Origin of the sequence: Ideonella sp. B508-1, from assembly GCF_000333615.1 — a bacterium.
Taxonomy (GTDB): Bacteria; Pseudomonadota; Gammaproteobacteria; order Burkholderiales; family Burkholderiaceae_C; genus Ideonella.
In genome coordinates, this window is the sequence record NZ_BADL01000314.1 from 1 (window position 1) to 2,243 (window position 2,243).

3 protein-coding genes are annotated in these 2,243 nt (G+C 68.7%); all 3 read left to right on the forward strand.

The window, feature by feature from the left end:
* On the forward strand, nucleotides 1–607 hold a 607-nt coding region (locus tag I73_RS13525), incomplete at its 5' end, for an ABC transporter permease (protein ID WP_022981099.1).
* A 47-nt stretch (nucleotides 608–654) separates the two neighbouring features.
* Nucleotides 655–1,662, forward strand: a complete 1,008-nt coding sequence (locus I73_RS13530; protein ID WP_026096700.1) for an ABC transporter substrate-binding protein — start codon at nucleotides 655–657, stop codon at nucleotides 1,660–1,662.
* Between the two features lie 68 nt (nucleotides 1,663–1,730).
* Nucleotides 1,731–2,243, forward strand: a 513-nt coding sequence (locus I73_RS27845; RefSeq protein WP_022981101.1) for a TetR family transcriptional regulator C-terminal domain-containing protein, incomplete at its 3' end; no start/stop codon positions are given.

Sequence of the window (2,243 nt, forward strand, 5' to 3'; positions counted from 1 at the left end):
CGACTTCGTGCAGACCGTTCTGAAGTCGGTGCTGATCGGCTATCTGCTGGGCAACGGCCTGGGCGTGCTGACCGGCATCGCCATCGACCGCGCGCCCTTTCTGCAGCGCGGCCTGCAGCCGGTGGCGGCCCTGACCAGCACCGTGCCCCTGGTGGGCGTGGCGCCCATCGCGGTGATGTGGTTCGGCTTCGACTGGCCGTCCAAGGCGGCGGTGATCGTGCTGATGACCTTCTTCCCGGCGCTGATCAACACCCTGGCCGGGCTGGAGGCCGCGGGCAAGCTCGAGCGCGAGCTGATGCACAGCTACGCGGCCGGCTACCGCCGCACCCTGCTGTGGCTGCGCCTGCCCACCGCGTTGCCGCACATCTTCGGCGCGCTCAAGGTCAACGCCACGCTGTCGCTGATCGGCGCCATCGTGGCCGAGTTCTTCGGCTCGCCCACGGCCGGCCTGGGTTTTCGCATCTCCACCGAGGCCGCACGCATGAACATGCCCCTGGTCTGGGCCGCCATCGTGGTGGCCGCCCTCACCGGCTCGGGCCTCTACGCCCTGCTGTCGCGGCTGGAACGCCGGGTCAACTTCTGGCACCCCGCCTTCCGGTCACGTTGATTTCCCCTCCCCCATCACCCACCCACTCCACACGAGGAGCTTGTTCGATGATTGCTTCGATCCCGATGATCCGTCGTTCGCTGCTGGCCCTGGCGGCCGGTGCGCTCTGCCTGGGCGCCCAGGCGGCCGAGAAGGTCACGCTGCAGCTGAAGTGGGTGCCCCAGGCCCAGTTCGCCGGCTACTACGTGGCGGCGGCCAAGGGCTACTACAAGGCCGAGGGCCTGGACGTGACCATCAAGGCCGGCGGCCCGGACATCTCGCCGGTGCAGGTCATCGCCGGCAAGTCGGCCGACGTGGTCGTCAACTGGATGCCCGACGCCCTGGCCGCGCGCGAGGCCGGCGTGCCCCTGGTCAACATCGCCCAGGTCTTCGACAAGTCCGGCCTGATGCTGACCTGCAAGAAGTCCGCCGGCGTGAGCAGCCCCAAGGACCTCAAGGGCAAGACCCTGGGTGTCTGGTACGGCGGCAACGAGTACCCCTTCCTGAACTGGATGACCAAGCTGGGCTACAAGCCCGGCAGCGACATCAAGATCCTCAAGCAGGGCTTCAACGTCGACCCGCTGCTGCAGAACCAGGCCGCCTGCATCTCGACGATGATCTACAACGAGTACTGGCAGGTCATCGACGCCGGCATCAAGGAAAGCGACCTGACCACCTTCTTCTACGAGAAGGAAGGCGTGGCCTCGCTGGAGGACGGCCTCTACGTGCTGGAGCCCAACCTGAAGGACAAGGCCTTCGTCGCCAAGATGGCCAAGTTCCTCAAGGCCAGCTTCAAGGGCTGGAACGACGCGGTCAAGAACCCCGAAGAGGCCGCCAAGATCGTGGTGGCCCAGGATGCCTCGGGCAGCGCCACGCTGGCGGTGCAGAAGCGCCAGATGGAGAACGTGGCCAAGCTGATCAGCAACGCCGGCACGCCCAAGATCGGCTACCTGGACCCGGCCGCCTATGAGCGCACGGTCAAGGTGCTGCTGAGCGGGGGCAGCTCGCCGGTGATCAAGAAGGACCCGGGCACGGCAGCCATGACCCACGCCGTGTGGGACGCCGCGCAGAAATAAGCCTTCGGGCCGCCCGCGCCACGGTCATCCGGGGCCCCGCCGCGGCGGGGCCCTATGATCGCGTCCGCATGAGCCTCTCCGCCCTCGCCCCCCACCGCCCCGCTGCGGCCGAAGACGGCCGCAAGGGTCAGATTCGCCAGGCCAACGAAGCGGCCATCCTGCGCGCGGCCGAGCAGGTGTTCGCGCGGGCGGGTTTCGAGGGGGCCACCATGGCCGAAATCGCCGAGCAGGCCGGGCTGCCCAAAGCCAACCTGCACTACTACTTCGGCGGCAAGAAGGGCCTGTACGAGGCGGTGCTGGCCACCGTGCTGCGCGACTGGCTCACCCCCACCGACGCCATCACCGCCGAGGCCGACCCGCGCGAGGCGCTGAGCCGCTACGTGCGCGCCAAGATGGCCCTCAGCCGCGAGCGGCCCGCCGCCTCCCAGGTCTTCGCCAACGAGCTGCTGCACGGCGCCCCGGTGGTGGGCGAGCTGCTGCGCAGCGAGCTGCACCGCCTGGTGGCGCAGAAGGCCGCCGTCATCGAAGGGTGGATCGCCGCCGGCCGCATGGCCCCGGTGGACAGCACCCACCTCTCTCTC